General features: G+C 38.4%; 14 protein-coding genes. All 14 read right to left on the bottom strand.

What is annotated here, in order from left to right; genetic code table 11:
* Positions 1–314: 314 nt before the first annotated feature.
* Entirely contained in the window at positions 315–1,463 is a 1,149-nt protein-coding gene (ftsZ, locus tag ACM26V_RS08735; protein WP_416151035.1) for a cell division protein FtsZ, read from the bottom strand.
* Between the two features lie 48 nt (positions 1,464–1,511).
* On the bottom strand, positions 1,512–2,795 hold the full coding sequence (ftsA, locus tag ACM26V_RS08740) for a cell division protein FtsA (RefSeq protein WP_416151036.1): 1,284 nt from the start codon (positions 2,793–2,795) through the stop codon (positions 1,512–1,514).
* Between the two features lie 149 nt (positions 2,796–2,944).
* Positions 2,945–3,295, bottom strand: coding sequence for a small basic family protein (locus ACM26V_RS08745; protein WP_416151037.1), 351 nt, complete (start codon positions 3,293–3,295; stop codon positions 2,945–2,947).
* Between the two features lies 1 nt (position 3,296).
* A complete protein-coding gene (locus tag ACM26V_RS08750) occupies positions 3,297–3,995 on the bottom strand; it encodes a DUF881 domain-containing protein (protein WP_416151038.1) in 699 nt (232 codons plus the stop codon).
* The gene (locus ACM26V_RS08755; RefSeq protein ID WP_416151039.1) at positions 3,992–4,708 is read right to left on the bottom strand and encodes a DUF881 domain-containing protein; all 717 of its coding nucleotides are present in this window, start codon (positions 4,706–4,708) and stop codon (positions 3,992–3,994) included. Before ACM26V_RS08755 ends, ACM26V_RS08750 begins: the two co-directional genes overlap by 4 nt.
* Positions 4,686–5,471: a cell division protein FtsQ/DivIB gene (locus tag ACM26V_RS08760; protein WP_416151040.1), complete on the bottom strand. Its 786-nt coding sequence runs from the start codon at positions 5,469–5,471 to the stop codon at positions 4,686–4,688. The genes ACM26V_RS08755 and ACM26V_RS08760 overlap by 23 nt, the downstream gene beginning before the upstream one ends.
* A gap of 120 nt (positions 5,472–5,591) precedes the next feature.
* On the bottom strand, positions 5,592–6,497 hold the full coding sequence (gene murB / locus ACM26V_RS08765) for a UDP-N-acetylmuramate dehydrogenase (RefSeq protein ID WP_416151831.1): 906 nt from the start codon (positions 6,495–6,497) through the stop codon (positions 5,592–5,594).
* 7 nt (positions 6,498–6,504) lie between these two features.
* Positions 6,505–7,614, bottom strand: coding sequence for an undecaprenyldiphospho-muramoylpentapeptide beta-N-acetylglucosaminyltransferase (gene murG / locus ACM26V_RS08770; RefSeq protein WP_416151041.1), 1,110 nt, complete (start codon positions 7,612–7,614; stop codon positions 6,505–6,507).
* Positions 7,615–7,844: 230 nt separating this feature from the next.
* A complete protein-coding gene (spoVE, locus tag ACM26V_RS08775; protein WP_416151042.1) occupies positions 7,845–8,942 on the bottom strand; it encodes a stage V sporulation protein E in 1,098 nt (365 codons plus the stop codon).
* Between the two features lie 87 nt (positions 8,943–9,029).
* Positions 9,030–10,388 carry a UDP-N-acetylmuramoyl-L-alanine--D-glutamate ligase gene (gene murD / locus ACM26V_RS08780; RefSeq protein WP_416151043.1) on the bottom strand — a complete coding sequence of 453 codons (1,359 nt, stop codon included), beginning with the start codon at positions 10,386–10,388 and terminating at the stop codon, positions 9,030–9,032.
* Positions 10,385–11,362, bottom strand: coding sequence for a phospho-N-acetylmuramoyl-pentapeptide-transferase (gene mraY, locus ACM26V_RS08785; protein WP_416151044.1), 978 nt, complete (start codon positions 11,360–11,362; stop codon positions 10,385–10,387). Before mraY ends, murD begins: the two co-directional genes overlap by 4 nt.
* Positions 11,363–11,377: 15 nt before the next feature.
* Positions 11,378–12,730 carry a Mur ligase domain-containing protein gene (locus ACM26V_RS08790; RefSeq protein ID WP_416151045.1) on the bottom strand — a complete coding sequence of 451 codons (1,353 nt, stop codon included), beginning with the start codon at positions 12,728–12,730 and terminating at the stop codon, positions 11,378–11,380.
* 1 nt (position 12,731) lies between these two features.
* On the bottom strand, positions 12,732–14,195 hold the full coding sequence (locus ACM26V_RS08795; RefSeq protein ID WP_416151832.1) for a UDP-N-acetylmuramoyl-L-alanyl-D-glutamate--2,6-diaminopimelate ligase: 1,464 nt from the start codon (positions 14,193–14,195) through the stop codon (positions 12,732–12,734).
* An 80-nt stretch (positions 14,196–14,275) separates the two neighbouring features.
* On the bottom strand, positions 14,276–16,207 hold the full coding sequence (locus tag ACM26V_RS08800; RefSeq protein WP_416151046.1) for a stage V sporulation protein D: 1,932 nt from the start codon (positions 16,205–16,207) through the stop codon (positions 14,276–14,278).
* Positions 16,208–16,306: the final 99 nt, after the last annotated feature.

Here is a 16,306-nt window from a genome sequence, read left to right on the forward strand (position 1 = left end):
CTCTTGTGACCTTCTTTTCCAAAATGAACTCACATAAGTCACAAGATGCTTTCGCTTGTAATCCTTCTTTCCACATCCCTCGCAATTAAGAGGGCAGAACGAAAATAAAAAGTAGCTTTATCCGACCTGTGTCAAAATCTAAAGCACTTCCTTAATTGTCTAATTCCTACTTTCATTCCCCTAAAATGCGCGTCACGCCTTCATAGCACACAGGTAATTTCCTATTCGCAATAAATTTTGCCATCACGACAAAAAAGGTACCAGAGCTAACCTAAGTAGGTTTGCCCTGATACCTTATATTTGCGATAAACAATTTATCGATTTCTTCGATTTCTTAGAAATGTAGGGATATCCAACGTATCCATTTCTTCTTCAGAAGAAGGTTGGCTTGCTGGTGGTTTCTGAGACTCCTGAGATGCCGCAGTTTCATTTCTTGAATGAGAAGTAGCAGGTTGACTTGGTCGCTGTTTCCCAGACGAAGCTCGCGGACTCACTGGCTTCTCATTTTGTTGCTCATCAAAGCCGGTAGCGATCACCGTGACAACAATTTCATCTTTTAAATTTTCATTGATGACAGAACCGAAAATCATATTCACTTCGCTATCTGATGCTGATGAGACAATTTCAGCAGCCTCATGAACTTCAAATAAACTCAAATTTGTTCCACCAGTAATGTTCATAAGAACACCCTGTGCACCGTCTACACTTGTTTCAAGTAGAGGTGACGAAATCGCTTTTTTCGCTGCTTCAGCAGCTCTACTTTCACCTGTAGCTACACCAATACCCATGAGAGCAGAACCTTTTTCACTCATTATCGTTTTCACATCAGCAAAGTCTAGGTTTATTAATCCAGGAACAGCGATTAAATCAGATATACCTTGAACCCCTTGTCGTAAAACATTATCCGCTTCTCTAAACGCTTCAAGCATTGGCGTGTTTTTATCAACTATTTCCAACAGTCTATCATTTGGAATGACAATGAGAGTGTCCACTTTTTCTTTTAGTGCATCAATACCATTCGTCGCTTGCAACATACGCTTACGCCCTTCAAAAGTGAACGGACGAGTAACAACACCTACAGTTAACGCGCCAGCTTCCTTTGCAATTTCAGCGATAACAGGAGCAGCACCTGTACCAGTACCTCCACCCATTCCAGCTGTAATGAAGACCATATCAGCACCAGATAAAAGTTCTTCTAATTGATCACGACTTTCCTCAGCAGCTTTTTTACCTATATCAGGATTCGCACCCGCACCTAATCCACGAGTTAATTTTCCACCTAATTGAAGCTTGTGATCTGCTTTTGAAAGATGAAGCGCTTGAGCGTCTGTATTAACTGCTATAAAATCAACACCCTGTAACCCGTTTTCGATCATACGGTTGACTGCGTTGCTACCGCCACCCCCTACACCGATTACTTTTATTGTTGCTAATTGTTCCATATCCATTTCAAATTCCAACATTTTCGATCCCCCAATCCAAGTTCGTTCCAATTCACAAGTTGTTTTTTGTTATTCAAAAAACGTTTTAAACATATTCGTAACTTTCTTTTTTACTCCGAGACTGTTTTTGACTTCTTTCTGCTGTCTGGATTTTTCTCTATGCCGCGGTTCTGAATTCCCTTCACGACTAGGTTCTAAACCGATTTTAATATCTTTCCCTTGAATTCGAACATTTCGATGTGCAAACGTAATAAGTCCAACACCATTTGTATATTGCGGTTCCCGCACACCAATATAATCAGGAAAAGCTACTCGAACATTTTTCTTAAGAACATCTCTTGCTAATTCAAGGACACCAGGCATTTTAGCTGTTCCTCCTGTAAGAACAAAACCTCCAGATAAATCTTGATATCCTAATTTGTAAATTTCTTTTAAGACAATTTCAAACATTTCTTCTAAACGTGGTTCAATAATGTTCGCAAGCTGCCATTGTGAGAATTCTTGCGTTTGATCACTGCCAATCTCCGAAACTTGGAAAGTTTCTTCATCGGAGGCATCGTTAATAAATGCATGTCCAAAAGATGTCTTAACTTCTTCAGCTTCTTCTGTTGATGTACGAAATCCGACCGAAATATCATTTGAAATATGATCTCCACCTACAGAAATTTGACTCGTACCTTGCAACATTCCACCTTCAAATATAGATACAGTGGTAGATCCTCCCCCCATATCTACAAGGGCAACACCTAGGCTTCTCTCATCTTTTGACAAAGCAACTGTACCAGCTGCTAATGGTTGTAATACGATATCTGATACATGAAGTCCTGCTTTTTCAACACAACGAAGTGAATTATGTAACATTGTTTTCGACCCTGTAATAATCGTACCTTCCATTTCTAGTCGAACACCAATCATTCCACGTGGATCGTTGATTTCATCTAATCCATCGACAATAAATTGTTTAGGAATAACATCGATTATTTCTCTTTCTGGTGGAACGGATATGACTTGAGCCGCATCTATCACTCTCGTAATATCTTCGTCTCCAATTTCTCTATCATCACTTGATACTGCAACCACTCCATGACACGGTTGCAACTTAATGTGATTTCCAGTCACACCTACAATAACATGCTCTATACTCATTCCGATCATTCTTTCCGCTTTTTCCACTGCTTTGCGGATAGATTGAACCGTTTCATCAATATCAACAATCGATCCTTTTTTTATTCCTTCAGAACTTGATTCTCCTACTCCGAGAATATTTAATGACCCATTTGTCATTTCGCCTATTATGACTCGAACAGATGATGTACCGATATCTAGAGTTACATATGTATCATGATTATTCATTGGCTGGCACCTCCTTTAAAACATACAGTAAATTTCTAAAAATAAAATGCTCTTGTTCATTATGGAATGTATTCAACAAATTTTGTTCATTCCCTCTTTTTAATTATTTAATAATCAAGAAATCATTACAGTAATTACAATTGAAAATACTATAATTCTTGTTTTTTTGACCATTTCCTTAATAGGAAACGTCGAATAATACCGATATTGTGAAAAAGTCTAACTCCAAATGCGAATATTGCCGCTAAATACAAGTCTACACCAAGATGAACACCGAGAAAAGCTAAACTAATTGCCAAAAATAAATTTGTGAAAAAACCTGATATAAATACCTTATCATCAAATGATCTTTGCAAGTGAGCTCGAACGCCTCCAAACAATGAATCCAGTCCCGCTAAAACCATAATAGATAAATAAATAGAATACTCTTCAGGGATACGAAAATCAGTAAAAAAACCTAATAAAAGTCCAAGCAAAAGTCCTATAAGGGGTAACCACATTCTAAGACCCCTCCAGTACAGGTTCCATGAATCGAACACGATAGTTCTTATCTATTGCTGGTATCGTCACATTGTCCATAGGTGTAGAAGAAAACCCTAAATATTCATAGCTAAAAAGCTCGCTTGACTGGGAAGACATCATCGCATGATGTATCGATTCTGGATCATCTGCAATGACCTTAATCTCAAGTGGGAAATAACTTAGCCAATTTCCGTTCACCAGAGTTCGACCGTTGGCTTCTCGAATCGCTGTAGTTGCAACAATCCGTTGATTTCCAATCGCAATGTGCTCGGCTCCCTGAATATTCAATTCATTAACTAGCAAACGAAGAAGATAAGCTGGTACTGAATTAATCCCACCACCTGTGTAGTGTTGATCAAATACAACATTCACTTCAATGATAATTCCAGGTCCACTCACTTCTGTTAAGCCAGCTTGTTCTTGCAACTTCTCCATGACTTCTCCCATGACTTCCTCAACTTCCTCTGTTTCGTCCAACTGATTCAAAATTTCTATTTGTCGATCTAGCTCTTCGTGGAGTTGCTGTCTCGTTTCTTTTTCCGAAATTAATGCTTGGCGAAGTTCTCCCATGTTTCTTGTATCTCGAGAATTAGGATCACTTAAAGATTGAAACTGAACCGCGATGATGAATGCAATGATAGTAGTGAGACATGCAAATATTATCATGCTACCCTTCATGATTCTTCTCCACTTTCATTAAATCGTGGATCTAAAATAATTTCATTCTTCTTTTGAATGCGTACCTGAACGTTTTCATTGACCAATTGATCCTTTACACCACCTATGAGATTCAAAGATTCATCTAGTGTTTCTTGATTCCCAATAGCCGAAATTTCAAATGGGGCAAAAGAGATATTTCCATCAATGTCAATTACTGGTCCAATACATTGTATATACGTCTGCTGATTGATACGCTCTCCGTTAATAGCTACTGCTTCTGCACCCGCCACTAATAATTCATCAACAACCTGCTGAATATGTTGTTCATGGACAATATAATTATTCGGGTCCTCATCACCATGCTCATATTCGGCATCAGCCAGAGTGACATGTATCCCTTCCCCTTTCACGGCAACTTCTCCGGTAACCATTCTCAGACGATCAATGTCTTCAACCATATTAAAATAAGTCCGCTCTTGGTTTGAAACCTCTTCTTCAATCATTTTAATTTGGGCTTGTACATCTCGTAAATCCTCTGCAAGTTCTCGATTCACTTGTTGCTCCAAGAGAAATTCATTTCTCAATTCTTCTTCCTCTTCCCACTGCGAATCAGTCAGTAGGCTTTTCGTGTCAGTCTCTTTTACGTTTTGATAACTGAGTGATGCTAAAAATCCCGTCACTAACAATGCAAAAGAAAATATAACGTAACTACCCTTCACTTTCAATTTCATCTTCCTCCTCATCCATATCAAACCGTTCAAAATAAGGGTTCATACGCATGTGGACGATGCCAGCTACTTCTGGATCTAACTGTTCTACTACGGAAGGATAAGATGATATTCTATCAGCAAAATTATTTACTGTTGAACTAACAACAAATCCGTCGTTCATTAGTATCGTCAATCGTTGTTGATCGTTTTCAACAGGGTCTAGAAAAATATCCGAAATTCTGTGTCGAATCCCCGTTTGTGTGCCGACAAGTTGATGAACCATCGTTCTTCTAATGTCATCATTCTCAAAGTCATGAAGGACTGGCGCATCATGAGGGTTGAACGTCTCATGGTTATCAGTCTGATAAATATCCCCTGTTTCTAGTACGGGATAATATGTCCCACTATCATGGATATAGGCAACACGTGCATACTCGTTAACTGCTATATTCACAGTGTTCAACCACTCTCTCGAAATTTCAATAAAGTCAATGGCTTCATGTTCAGAGATTCTTTCGACCATTTCATTTTCGTTTATATTCCACATACTCACCTCTTCAAGTAGCTCAGACCGCTCTATAACCCAATCATCGGATGCAAATCCATTTCCTTCGACATTCACTTGCTGTACTTTACTAAATGAACTTTGAAAATATATGATCATTAGCATTAAAGTAAAAAAGATGGAAACATAAAAGATCAAGCGTCGATTTGTTCTCTGTTTTCTTCGTTCTTTAAGCTTAGGAATCCTATCTTCTATTTCAACAACTTTTTTTTCTTTCATGAGTCTTTCCTCCATTGTATAACAAGGGATCAAACGAACATACAACTATTTCAACTAAAAGTTGAAAAGGAATAATTTACCTTCATTTTCACATCAAACGTCCCCTATTTGTCCTACGTTTCACTTTTCGCCAACGTATTCTACTTCTGTTTTCATTTCGACGCCATATCGATTCAGTGCAAGGTCTTGAATTTTCTTAATTAGTGTGAGGACATCATTAGCTGTTGCTCCTCCAGCATTAATAATAAAATTTGCATGTTTCTCAGATACCTGAGCTCCGCCAACAGCTTCCCCTTTCAAACCAAGGTTTTCAATAATTTCCCCAGCGTACAAAGGTAATGGATTGCGAAAAACACTACCACAACAAGGATCATTCCATGGTTGCGTATTTTTACGATACGCTTTATTTTTTTGTAACCTTTTACGAATTTCAACCGTATTTCCTTTTTCCAAACAAAATTGTGCTGCTATACAAATACCACCATTTTGATGAAGATTGGAAGTTCTGTAATTAAATCCTAAATCATCACGGTTGATCCAATATAACTCGCCATCAGGCATCAGAATAAGAGCTTTTGTTAAGATCGTAGATATATCTGCATTATGAGCCCCTGCATTCATAAATACTGCCCCACCAACTGAACCAGGAATACCACCGGCAAACTCCAACCCAGAATACCCTTTCTTGCTGACAATTGTAGCTAATTTTATCAATGAATAGCCTGATCCAACAGTGAATAATTCATCTTGTTGATCAAGTTGTGCAAGCCCATCTCCCAGTTTGATAACTACACCATCTAGACCTTCATCAGCTACAAGGACATTCGACCCTCTTCCTAGAGCAAACCAAGGAATTGATCGCTTTTTTATTTCCGCTAGTCCTTCTTGCAATTCTTTGACAGAACTCGGTTCAAAAAAAAGTTTAGCTGGACCGCCAATTTTCCAAGTTGTATGATTTTTTAATGGTTCATTCTGAATAACATTATCAATTCCATTTTTTTTGAATTGTGCTATTAGCTCATTGATTTCCGTTTCAGTCATGTTGTATCACCTCTTTAATGAGCTTTTCAATTGTTGCAGATGCATCGGGTTTTCCTAAGTGAAGGGCACCTTCTTTCATCGCCAACCATGTTTTTTCACTATTTAAAATACTGTCCATTTCATTCATTAACTTTTCAGGAGTAGACTCTTTTTCAAGAATGACTTTCGCAGCGAATGCTTTCTCAAGCGATCGTGCATTTTTTTCTTGATGGTTGTTTGTTACATAAGGACTCGGAATAAGAATAGACGGCAGTCCTAAGGCTGTTATCTCCGCTAATGTCGTTGCACCGGCGCGAGCAACGATTAAATCGACTTCGTTTAACACAGCTGGCATATCGTGAATGTAAGGAACGAATACGATATTGCGAATCTCTACTTCTTCTTGATCTAACTGCTCTCTTACCTTCGAATAATGTGCCTCACCCGTGACATATAAGCATTGATATTCTTTTTCGCTCCAATGATGAAGTGTGTTCATAATCGCGTCATTAATAGGTTTTGCTCCGCGACTTCCACCAACAACAAGTACTGTCTTTTTACTAGGGTCTAACCCTAATTCTTTTAGGCGAGACACGCTATTTTTATACTCTTTTTTCACCACTTCACTAGCGCGCGGATTCCCCGTCATAACCACCTTTTCTTTCGGAAAAAATTCAGCTGAATCAGGAAATGAAACCGCTACTTTTGTGACATATTTTGCTAAAAACTTATTTGTCAGACCTGGAACGCTATTTTGTTCGTGAATAAGAGTAGGTATTTTACTTTTTGCCGCGGCATAGACAACGGGCCCACATACATATCCTCCAGTTCCAATCACAACATCCGGTTGAAACTCCTTTATATATTTTTTTGATTTTCTCACTGCATTTAAAAAACGAAAAATTGTTCTTACATTATCTATTGATACCTTTCGTTTAAAACCTGAAATTTTGACCGTCTCAAATGCAATACCTTCTTTAGGTACTATTTTTGATTCAAGGCCATTTTCAGTTCCAATATATAAGCACTCAATTGATTTATCTTGACTTTTTAAGTGGCGAATTAATGCGAGGGCTGGATAAATATGTCCTCCCGTTCCTCCACCAGATACAAGTATTCTCATACTCTTCCTCCTTGATGGTCCAATTAAACACGGGTAAATAAATAAAACTAGAGTAAAAATGTGATAACCTTAGTTTAACCGAATTTAAAAGGAATTTTAAGTGAATTCTTTAGTTTTTTAAATTTCCATTATATCTCGTTCATTTTAGTGAATTTCACACTGGACTTTTTCTTGAAAATAGCACCTACTTTTAAGTAGGTGCCTAAAGAAATGAGCTGATGCTTTTATTTCTATCGAATATGGCGACTAATATTCAACAATATTCCAATGGTAGTTAGCATAAGTGTTAATGATGAACCTCCGTAACTTAGCAGTGGTAGAGTTATTCCTGTGACTGGCATTAAACCAATCACAACGCCAATATTAATCATTACTTGGATCGCAATCATACTAATGATACCTGTAGCAAACAATGTTCCATATAAATCTGGTGCGTGAATCGCTATTCTCAATCCTCGCCATAACAAGATAGCAAAACATGCAAGTACAAAGGCCCCACCGAGAAAGCCTAATTCTTCAGCTAGAATCGCAAAAATAAAGTCTGTTTGAGGTTCTGGTAAATAGAAATATTTTTGACGACTATTCCCCAATCCTAATCCTAAAATCCCACCAGGTCCAATAGCAAACAATGACTGGATAATTTGAAACCCACTTCCTAGTGGATCTTCCCAAGGATTCAAAAATGAAGTAATTCTCTCGAGCCGATAAGGAGCAGAAATAATCAAGCCTGCTAACCCAGCAAGTCCTAATGATGCCAAAAAATAAAAATGGGACAATTGTGCTCCAGAAACAAAAATTAACAAGACACAAGTAAATACCATCACAGCGCCGGTCCCTAAATCTGGTTGGAGCATTATTAAACCAAAGGCGACTAAGATTAATGAAAAGATTGGAATCAATCCACGCCTCCATGTCGTGATGTATTTTTGCTTTTCAGATACGTATTTAGCCAAAAAAAGAATCATGGCTAACTTCATAAATTCCGATGGTTGTATAGAAAAAGCTCCAACACCAAGCCAACTCTGCGCTCCACCTCTAACTAATCCAATACCAGGAATCAGCACAATGATGAGCAGAACAAAACAGATTAGCAAAACGATATTGGCAAATCGTTTCAATCGCCAATAATCTACTTGCATCATCAAAAACATAGCAATGAATCCAACGAATACAAAGAAAAGCTGTCTTTTCAAAAAGAAATAAGCGTCTTCGAAACGATATTCTGCTATTACGGCACTTGCACTATAAACCATGACACATCCTATAATCACAAGAATTAAAGTGACTAGAGCGAGCAAGAAGTCAGGAGTTGTTCGTACTTTAGGCAATAGAATCCACCTCGATTCTTCATCACCCTAGAGAGGGTTTCTATTACCTATTCCTATGTTAAAGTAGGACAAACATGCCTACTATTTTCACTGACTTAATTTATAGAAAGTTTCCGTAAACATATCGCCTCGTTCTTCGAAAGTCTTAAACTGATCCCAAGACGCACATGCAGGTGATAACAGTATTACATCTTTTGCTTCGGACTTCTTATATGCCATATGCGTCGCTTCTTCCAGTGACTCAACAGAAAAAATCTGAGGCACGCCCGCCTGTTCCGCAGCTTCAGACAATTTCAACTTCGTTTCACCATATGTAATCATTGTTGAAACTTGCTCAGATAACAAGGGGATTAATTCATCAAAAGAAAGTCCGCGGTCCAAACCACCAGCAATGAGTACAACCTGATCTTCAAATGCTTTTAAAGCTGTAATCGTCGCTGGTACGTTCGTAGCTTTGGAATTATTAAAAAATCTCCGTCCGTTTAATTCGCCAATAAATTGAAGGCGATGGGCAACACCAGCAAAGTTCCGTAAAACGTTACACACTTGATCTTTTTTTGCACCAGCTAATAACGCAGCCGCTGCTGCTGCCAATCCATTTGCAATATTATGCTCTCCTGGTAAGGACATTTCACTTACATGAATCAACTTTTCATCAAAAACAGTTAACCAGTCATCGACAATACAAGCACCATTCGCCACAACTTGTTTTGTTGAAAATGGAATCAATCGAGCTCGTCCTTTTTCTACTACCTCTGACACCTTCTGATCATCCATGTTGTAAATAAGAAAATCTTCCTCCGTCTGATTCTTAAAAACATTCATTTTCGCTTCAATATAAGCTTTCATTGAACCATGATAATCTAGATGGGCCTCGACAAAATTTAATAAAACAGCAATTTTAGGAGAAAATGTATCAATTCCCATTAACTGAAAACTGGATAATTCCACTACCATTTCGTGTTTGTTCGTAGCGTTCTGAGCAACACCACATGCTACTTCACCGATGTTTCCCGCTAGTAAAGGCTCTTTCTCGCCGCCTTTTAACATGTCGCCAATATACGTCGTTGTCGTTGTTTTTCCATTTGAACCAGTAATACCGATCATATCCGCTTCAGAAATCAAAAAGGCCAACTCAACTTCTGTAATAATCGGAATATCACGTTTAGACGCTTCTAATATCAGTGGATGATCATATCTTATTCCTGGATTTTTTACTAGATAATCCAAAGAATCATTTACGAGATCATTAGGATGGGACCCACAGACAACCGTCATGCCTTGCTTTTCCAATTCCCGAGCTTGGCTGTTTTCTTCATAAGGCTTTTGATCATTTACTGTCACTTGAGCGCCAAGTAAGTGCAACAATTTTGCTGCCTCTGTCCCGCTTTTTGCCAAGCCTAAAACTAATATATTTTTTTTATAGAACTTATCAATCATCTTCATGACATCCACACCTCTAAATAGACACCTGTTATTGCAAATATAATTCCAACAAGCCAAAATGTCACAACAACTCGCCATTCACTCCATCCTGATAATTCATAATGGTGGTGAAGTGGGCTCATCTTGAAAATTCTTTTCCCACGCGTTTTAAACGAAGCCACTTGAATAATTACTGATAAAGTTTCAATCACAAAGACGCCACCGATGACAACTAATAATAATTCCATTTTTGTTAGGATCGCAATCATTGCCAATCCTCCACCTAAAGCTAACGAACCTGTGTCACCCATAAATACTTTTGCCGGATGGGCATTAAATACAAGAAAACCTAATACTGCACCTACGACAGCTATCGAAAACAATGAGACGGTCAACAAATCAACGGAATAAGCAATAATTGCAAAAGCACCAAAAGCGACAGCCGCAGTTCCTGCTAGAAGACCATCTAGTCCATCCGTTAAGTTCACAGCGTTACTAGCCCCTACAAGCATCACAATGATTAATGGCAGGTAAAACCACCCGAATTCAATTGAAAGCGTCGTACCGGGAACATGAACCTCTGTGGACACGCCTGTTTGCACAAGAATAAAATAGACTAGCGCAGAAATCGCCACTTGGCCTAAAAATTTCTGTTTCGATGTTAAACCTAAGTTTCTTTTTTTCACTACTTTGATATAATCGTCTAAAAAACCTAACAACCCAAACCCAACCATGACTAATAGTAGTAAAGCTACTTCGACCCCAATTGTTTGAAATTGAGCAGCCATAACTGTCGCGGAAAGGACGATCGAGATAATAATCACGATTCCTCCCATAGTTGGTGTCCCTGTTTTTTTCTGGTGAGATTTCGGCCCTTCCTCGCGAATACTTTGACCGAATTTCAACCTTCTTAAAAACGGAATGAAGATCGGTAATAAAAACACCGATAATAAAAATGATAATAATAGAGTAAATAATAATCCTTGTTCCAACATGAAAGGAACTCCTTTCTACCGCCTGTTCAATTCGTGAATCATTTGTTCTAACAACTTTCGATTCGCACCCCTGTATAATATCAAACTTGATGATTGAAGTAACTCTTTAAATATCTCCATTGCTTGCGCATGATTTTTGAAGTGCTTGCTATTAAGTTTATCATCAGCAGATCTATTTAATGCCTCGGTCACCCAAAAAGCCTTCTCCCCTATTGTTATCACATCTGTAATCGGAGCATTAATGTGAATAGCGAAGGTTTCATGTAACGTCTTATCTAACGGGTTTGCCTGAAAGCCTTCATCGACGATTAATACGCGTCGTTTGAAATCATGCAAATGTTTCAACATTCCTAAAGAATATTCCACATCACTTTCTTCTACATAATCATGATCAAATAAAACGACCGATTCATTCGCCATTCCAATTTGATCTAATGAAAGTTCTTCTAGGCTAGTCTTTTTTAATGCCGAATATATTTTTTCTGCATCTATCCCTAAATGTATCGCCATTCCAATCACTGCTGCAACTGATTTGAGATGGTTACTAAACAAAACTGGAAGTTCAAAATCCATGAATAAAACTCCAGGGATCTGAAATGTGACGATTTCATCGCTTTTTTCAATCTTATGCACTTGAAAAAGATTTTCTTCATTTATTCCGTATTTCATTACGTCCGCTTTCCAATCCCCATCATAAATCGAGAGGTCGCCATTAATAAATATAGTTCCGCTCCGTTTCATCCCTTGTTCAATTGCACTTGAAATAGCACCATACTTAGAAAAGTCATCCGACTCGGAGATGATTGCAAAACTAGGTTGTAATAGTTTACTTGAACTTATTAAAGAATCCTTTGAATTAGAGGATAAATCACATATTAAAGCATCTGTCTCCGGTGGCATCGATAATATCGTTTCAATAATTTCTGTTCGATCTCCAGAATGCCGTTTGGATTCGTGAATATTATACGAAGAGGCTAAAACTTTTTCCAATAACGTTTTAGTAACAAACCTTGAATAATCCCCAGTAATAGCAATTGTTACCGGATCGATTTCAAATAGATATTGGTCAGCCATTTGTATAACGGCATCCAACGAATCATCAACATAAAAAACAGGAAAATCTTTAGGAACAGTCTTCGGGAGCGTTTCTTCTTTCTGCCAAAAAGTTGCAATCGCACCATTTTCAATCGCCGTCTCAATAAAGTGGTGACCGTCATAGTGTTGGCCTTTTATTGGTACAAATATCTCTCCAGGTTTTAATCTATTCGTATCCAAACAAACACCTTTAGCAGAAAATGTAATTGTGAATGCTCCGTCGATCTGATTACATACAGATTTTATGAGTTGACTATCGATATGTCCATTCATGTCAGTTCAACTCCTTTGCTGCTTCCATTGCTACCGTTCTATCATCAAATTCATACGTGTCGTTGCCAATGATTTGATACGTCTCATGTCCCTTTCCCGCAATTAAAATCACTTCATTTTCTTCCGCATGTTGTATTGCAGCGAAAATAGCGGACTTTCTGTTTTCAATGACTTGATAGTTTTCTTTTGTCATCCCAGTTTCCATTTCACGAATGATCGATAGCGGATCTTCAGAGCGCGGATTATCGGAAGTTAAATAGACAAAATCTGCTAATTCCTCAGCGATTGAAGCCATTTTCGGTCGTTTAGAACGATCACGATCTCCACCGCATCCAATAATGACAGATACTTTCCCTTTAGCAAACTCCCTAATTGTTTCCAACACATTTTTTAGACTGTCAGGCGTGTGTGCATAATCTACAATAACATGAAAAGGGGCATCAATATCAACTTTTTCAAACCTCCCCGAAACTCCTGGGATTTGCGCTAGACTTGCTTGGATGGAAGCTAGTGGAACACCCGAAGCATAAGCGGTAGCTATTGCTGCTAACGCATTATAAACAGAGAACCTTCCAGTAAGTTGTAAATCAATGTCATAGTTTACACCAGCAAAATCAAGTGTGAAATTAGCGCCATTTTCATGAATATTTACTTCCGTTGCACGAAAATCAGCTTGGCTGTCTATCCCATATGTGAGAATTGGAACAGCAGTCATTATTTCTAATTTATTGAAAAACGAATCATCCATATTTAGAATAGCAACGTTTTGCTCTGACTTATCATAACTACTACCTAACTGTGAGAATAGCAAGCCTTTTGCTTGCCCATACCTCTCCATCGTTACATGATAGTCTAAGTGATCTTGCGAAAGATTTGTAAATACGCCAATATTGAAGCCCGTTCCATGCACTCTCCCCAATTCAAGCGCATGAGAAGAAACCTCCATTGCCACTGCCTTTACACCTTCATTATACATAGCAGAAAATTCTTTCTGAAGAACGAGAGACTCTGGAGTTGTATTTTTTACTTTAACTTCTTTTCCTTTATATTTCATATACATCGTTCCAATAATCGCTGTCTCCACTTGATAATCTGATAATATTTTATGAATAAGATGGGTCGTTGTTGTTTTCCCATTTGTACCTGTCACACCAATCATATGCATTTTAGAACTTGGTAGTTGATAAAAATGAGCAGACAAAATCGCCATTGTTCGCTTCACATCTCTCACTTTAATCATCGGTACATTTACAGGTAACTCTTTTTCTACGACTAATGCCACGGCCCCCATTTGCACTGCTTGCTCTGCAAAATCGTGGCCATCAACTGTGTATCCTGGAACACAAAAGAATAAGCTCCCTTTTTTAATTTCACGCGAGTCCATTTCCAAACTTTCAATTAAAGGATCTTCTTCCCCAATATAATTATACGCAGGTAAGAGATCGACAAGTTTTTTTAACGGTATCATTTATAAATCCCTCTTTCATTCTCAATAGCCTGTTTTAAAAATCATAAATCTCATGATTTCTCATTTTCATTTTACTGTTACTCGCTTGGTTTGTCACCCATATAAACGCGAATCGTAGATCCTTCTTGAATACGGACCCCTGGTTCCGGTGATTGAAGGACGACAGCTTCCCCATCTCCATCTATTTCTAATTTCAGTTCATAATAGGATTCATGAATATCTCTAATCGTCCGTCCCACAAGATCTGGCACTTCAACAATTGGTATATCTGTCCATGTTGTTTCTTTTTTAATCTGGTCTATTCTCTTTGGAATCCCCATCGCACTCAAAGAATCTTCAATAATATTTCCAACAATTGGCGCGGCAACAACGCCACCAAATTGCACAGTATCTTTAGGGTTATCTATCGCTAGGTAGACTACTATTTGAGGGTCGTCAGCAGGAGCAAACCCAATAAATGAGACGATATGATTGTTTTCAAGATATCTTCCATCTTTTGCTTTTTGAGCTGTCCCTGTTTTTCCACCGACGCGATAACCATCAACAAATGCTCCACGACCTGTCCCCTTCGCTACAACGTGTTCCAGAGCTGATCGAACCTCTGCTGACGTCTCCTCAGAAATAACATTCCGCTTCAATACAGGACCATTGGCAAGGACTGTTTCATTTGTTAATGGATCCAACCATTCTTTTGCTAAAAAAGGTTGGTAAAGCTTTCCGCCGTTAATAGAGGCTGCAACGGCTGCAACTTGCTGAATTGGTGTCACTGAAACTCCCTGACCAAATGCCGTTGTAGCCAATTCCAATGGTCCTACAGCTTCTTTGTCAAACAGAATCCCCTTCGCTTCCCCTTGCAAATCAATCCCTGTTTCTTGTCCAAAACCAAAGTCATCAATATATTGGAACAGCTTTTCTTTGCCTAAACGTTCTCCTAATACGACAAATCCAGGGTTACATGAATTTTGCACAACTTCTAAAAATGTTTGCGATCCATGTCCGCCTTTTTTCCAACAACGCAGCCTTTGTCCAGAAACTTTAATGTAACCTGGATCATAAAACTCATCCTCTTGAAGGTCAACAAGTTGCTCTTCAAGAGCTGCCGCTAACGTAATAATCTTAAAAGTCGATCCTGGTTCATATTGACTCCAAATCGGTTTGTTTTGGTTATATATTTCAGGTGGTACTTCTTGAAAATTTTCAGGATCGTATCCCGGCCTAGAGGACATCGCAAGAATCTCCCCGTTATTTGGGTCCATCGCTATCGCAAGAGCACCATCTGGATTATAGATTGCTTCCGCTTCGTCTAATTCTCTCTCAATAATCGTCTGCACAGATGCATCCACAGTAAGTTTTAGATCTTTCCCATCATTTGGAGGGGTATAACGGTCAGCTAAATTAGGCATTCTTCTCCCTTTTGCATCAGAATAGAACGATACATGGCCTGGTTCCCCTTTAAGTAAATCATCATAAAAGAGCTCTAAACCCGTTAACCCTTGATTATCGATTCCAGCAAAACCTAACACATGAGATAAATAATTCCCAAATGGATAGTGCCTTCGATAATCTTCTGCAATATATATTCCTTCTATGCCCAACGAGCGAACCTCGTTAGCTAATTCATTAGAAATCTTTCTACCCTCTGGATTTATTCGAACAATAGATTCATTTTTTGTCAGTTTTTCATAAGCTTTTTCTGTAGAAATAGATAAAACTTCAGCCAATTTTTCTGCATCAGCTGAAGGATCTTTAATTTGCCTTGGTGCAACTAGTATCGATGGGGCAGTGACATTCATTGCCAATACTTCCCCGTTTCGGTCCAATATTTCACCACGCTCGGCTTCAAATGGAATATTCCTTCCCCAAGAATCTTCCGCCTTCTTAGAGATATCGTCCCCCACGACAACCTGTACATACCATAAACGGCCAATCATGATAATAAATAAACATACCCCTGCTAATAACGTGAATACCAATCTCTTTCTTACAGTTACATAAGACACTCTTTTCATTAGGAACCTCCCCAAGCAAGACAATTTGGCTTGGTTCAACTATATGAAAAAAATGGACAGGTTAGAACCCACCCATTTATTAGATCTAATCAATAATAT

It is taken from the genome of Salipaludibacillus sp. HK11 (assembly GCF_047795645.1).
GTDB lineage: Bacteria > Bacillota > Bacilli > Bacillales > Salisediminibacteriaceae > Salipaludibacillus.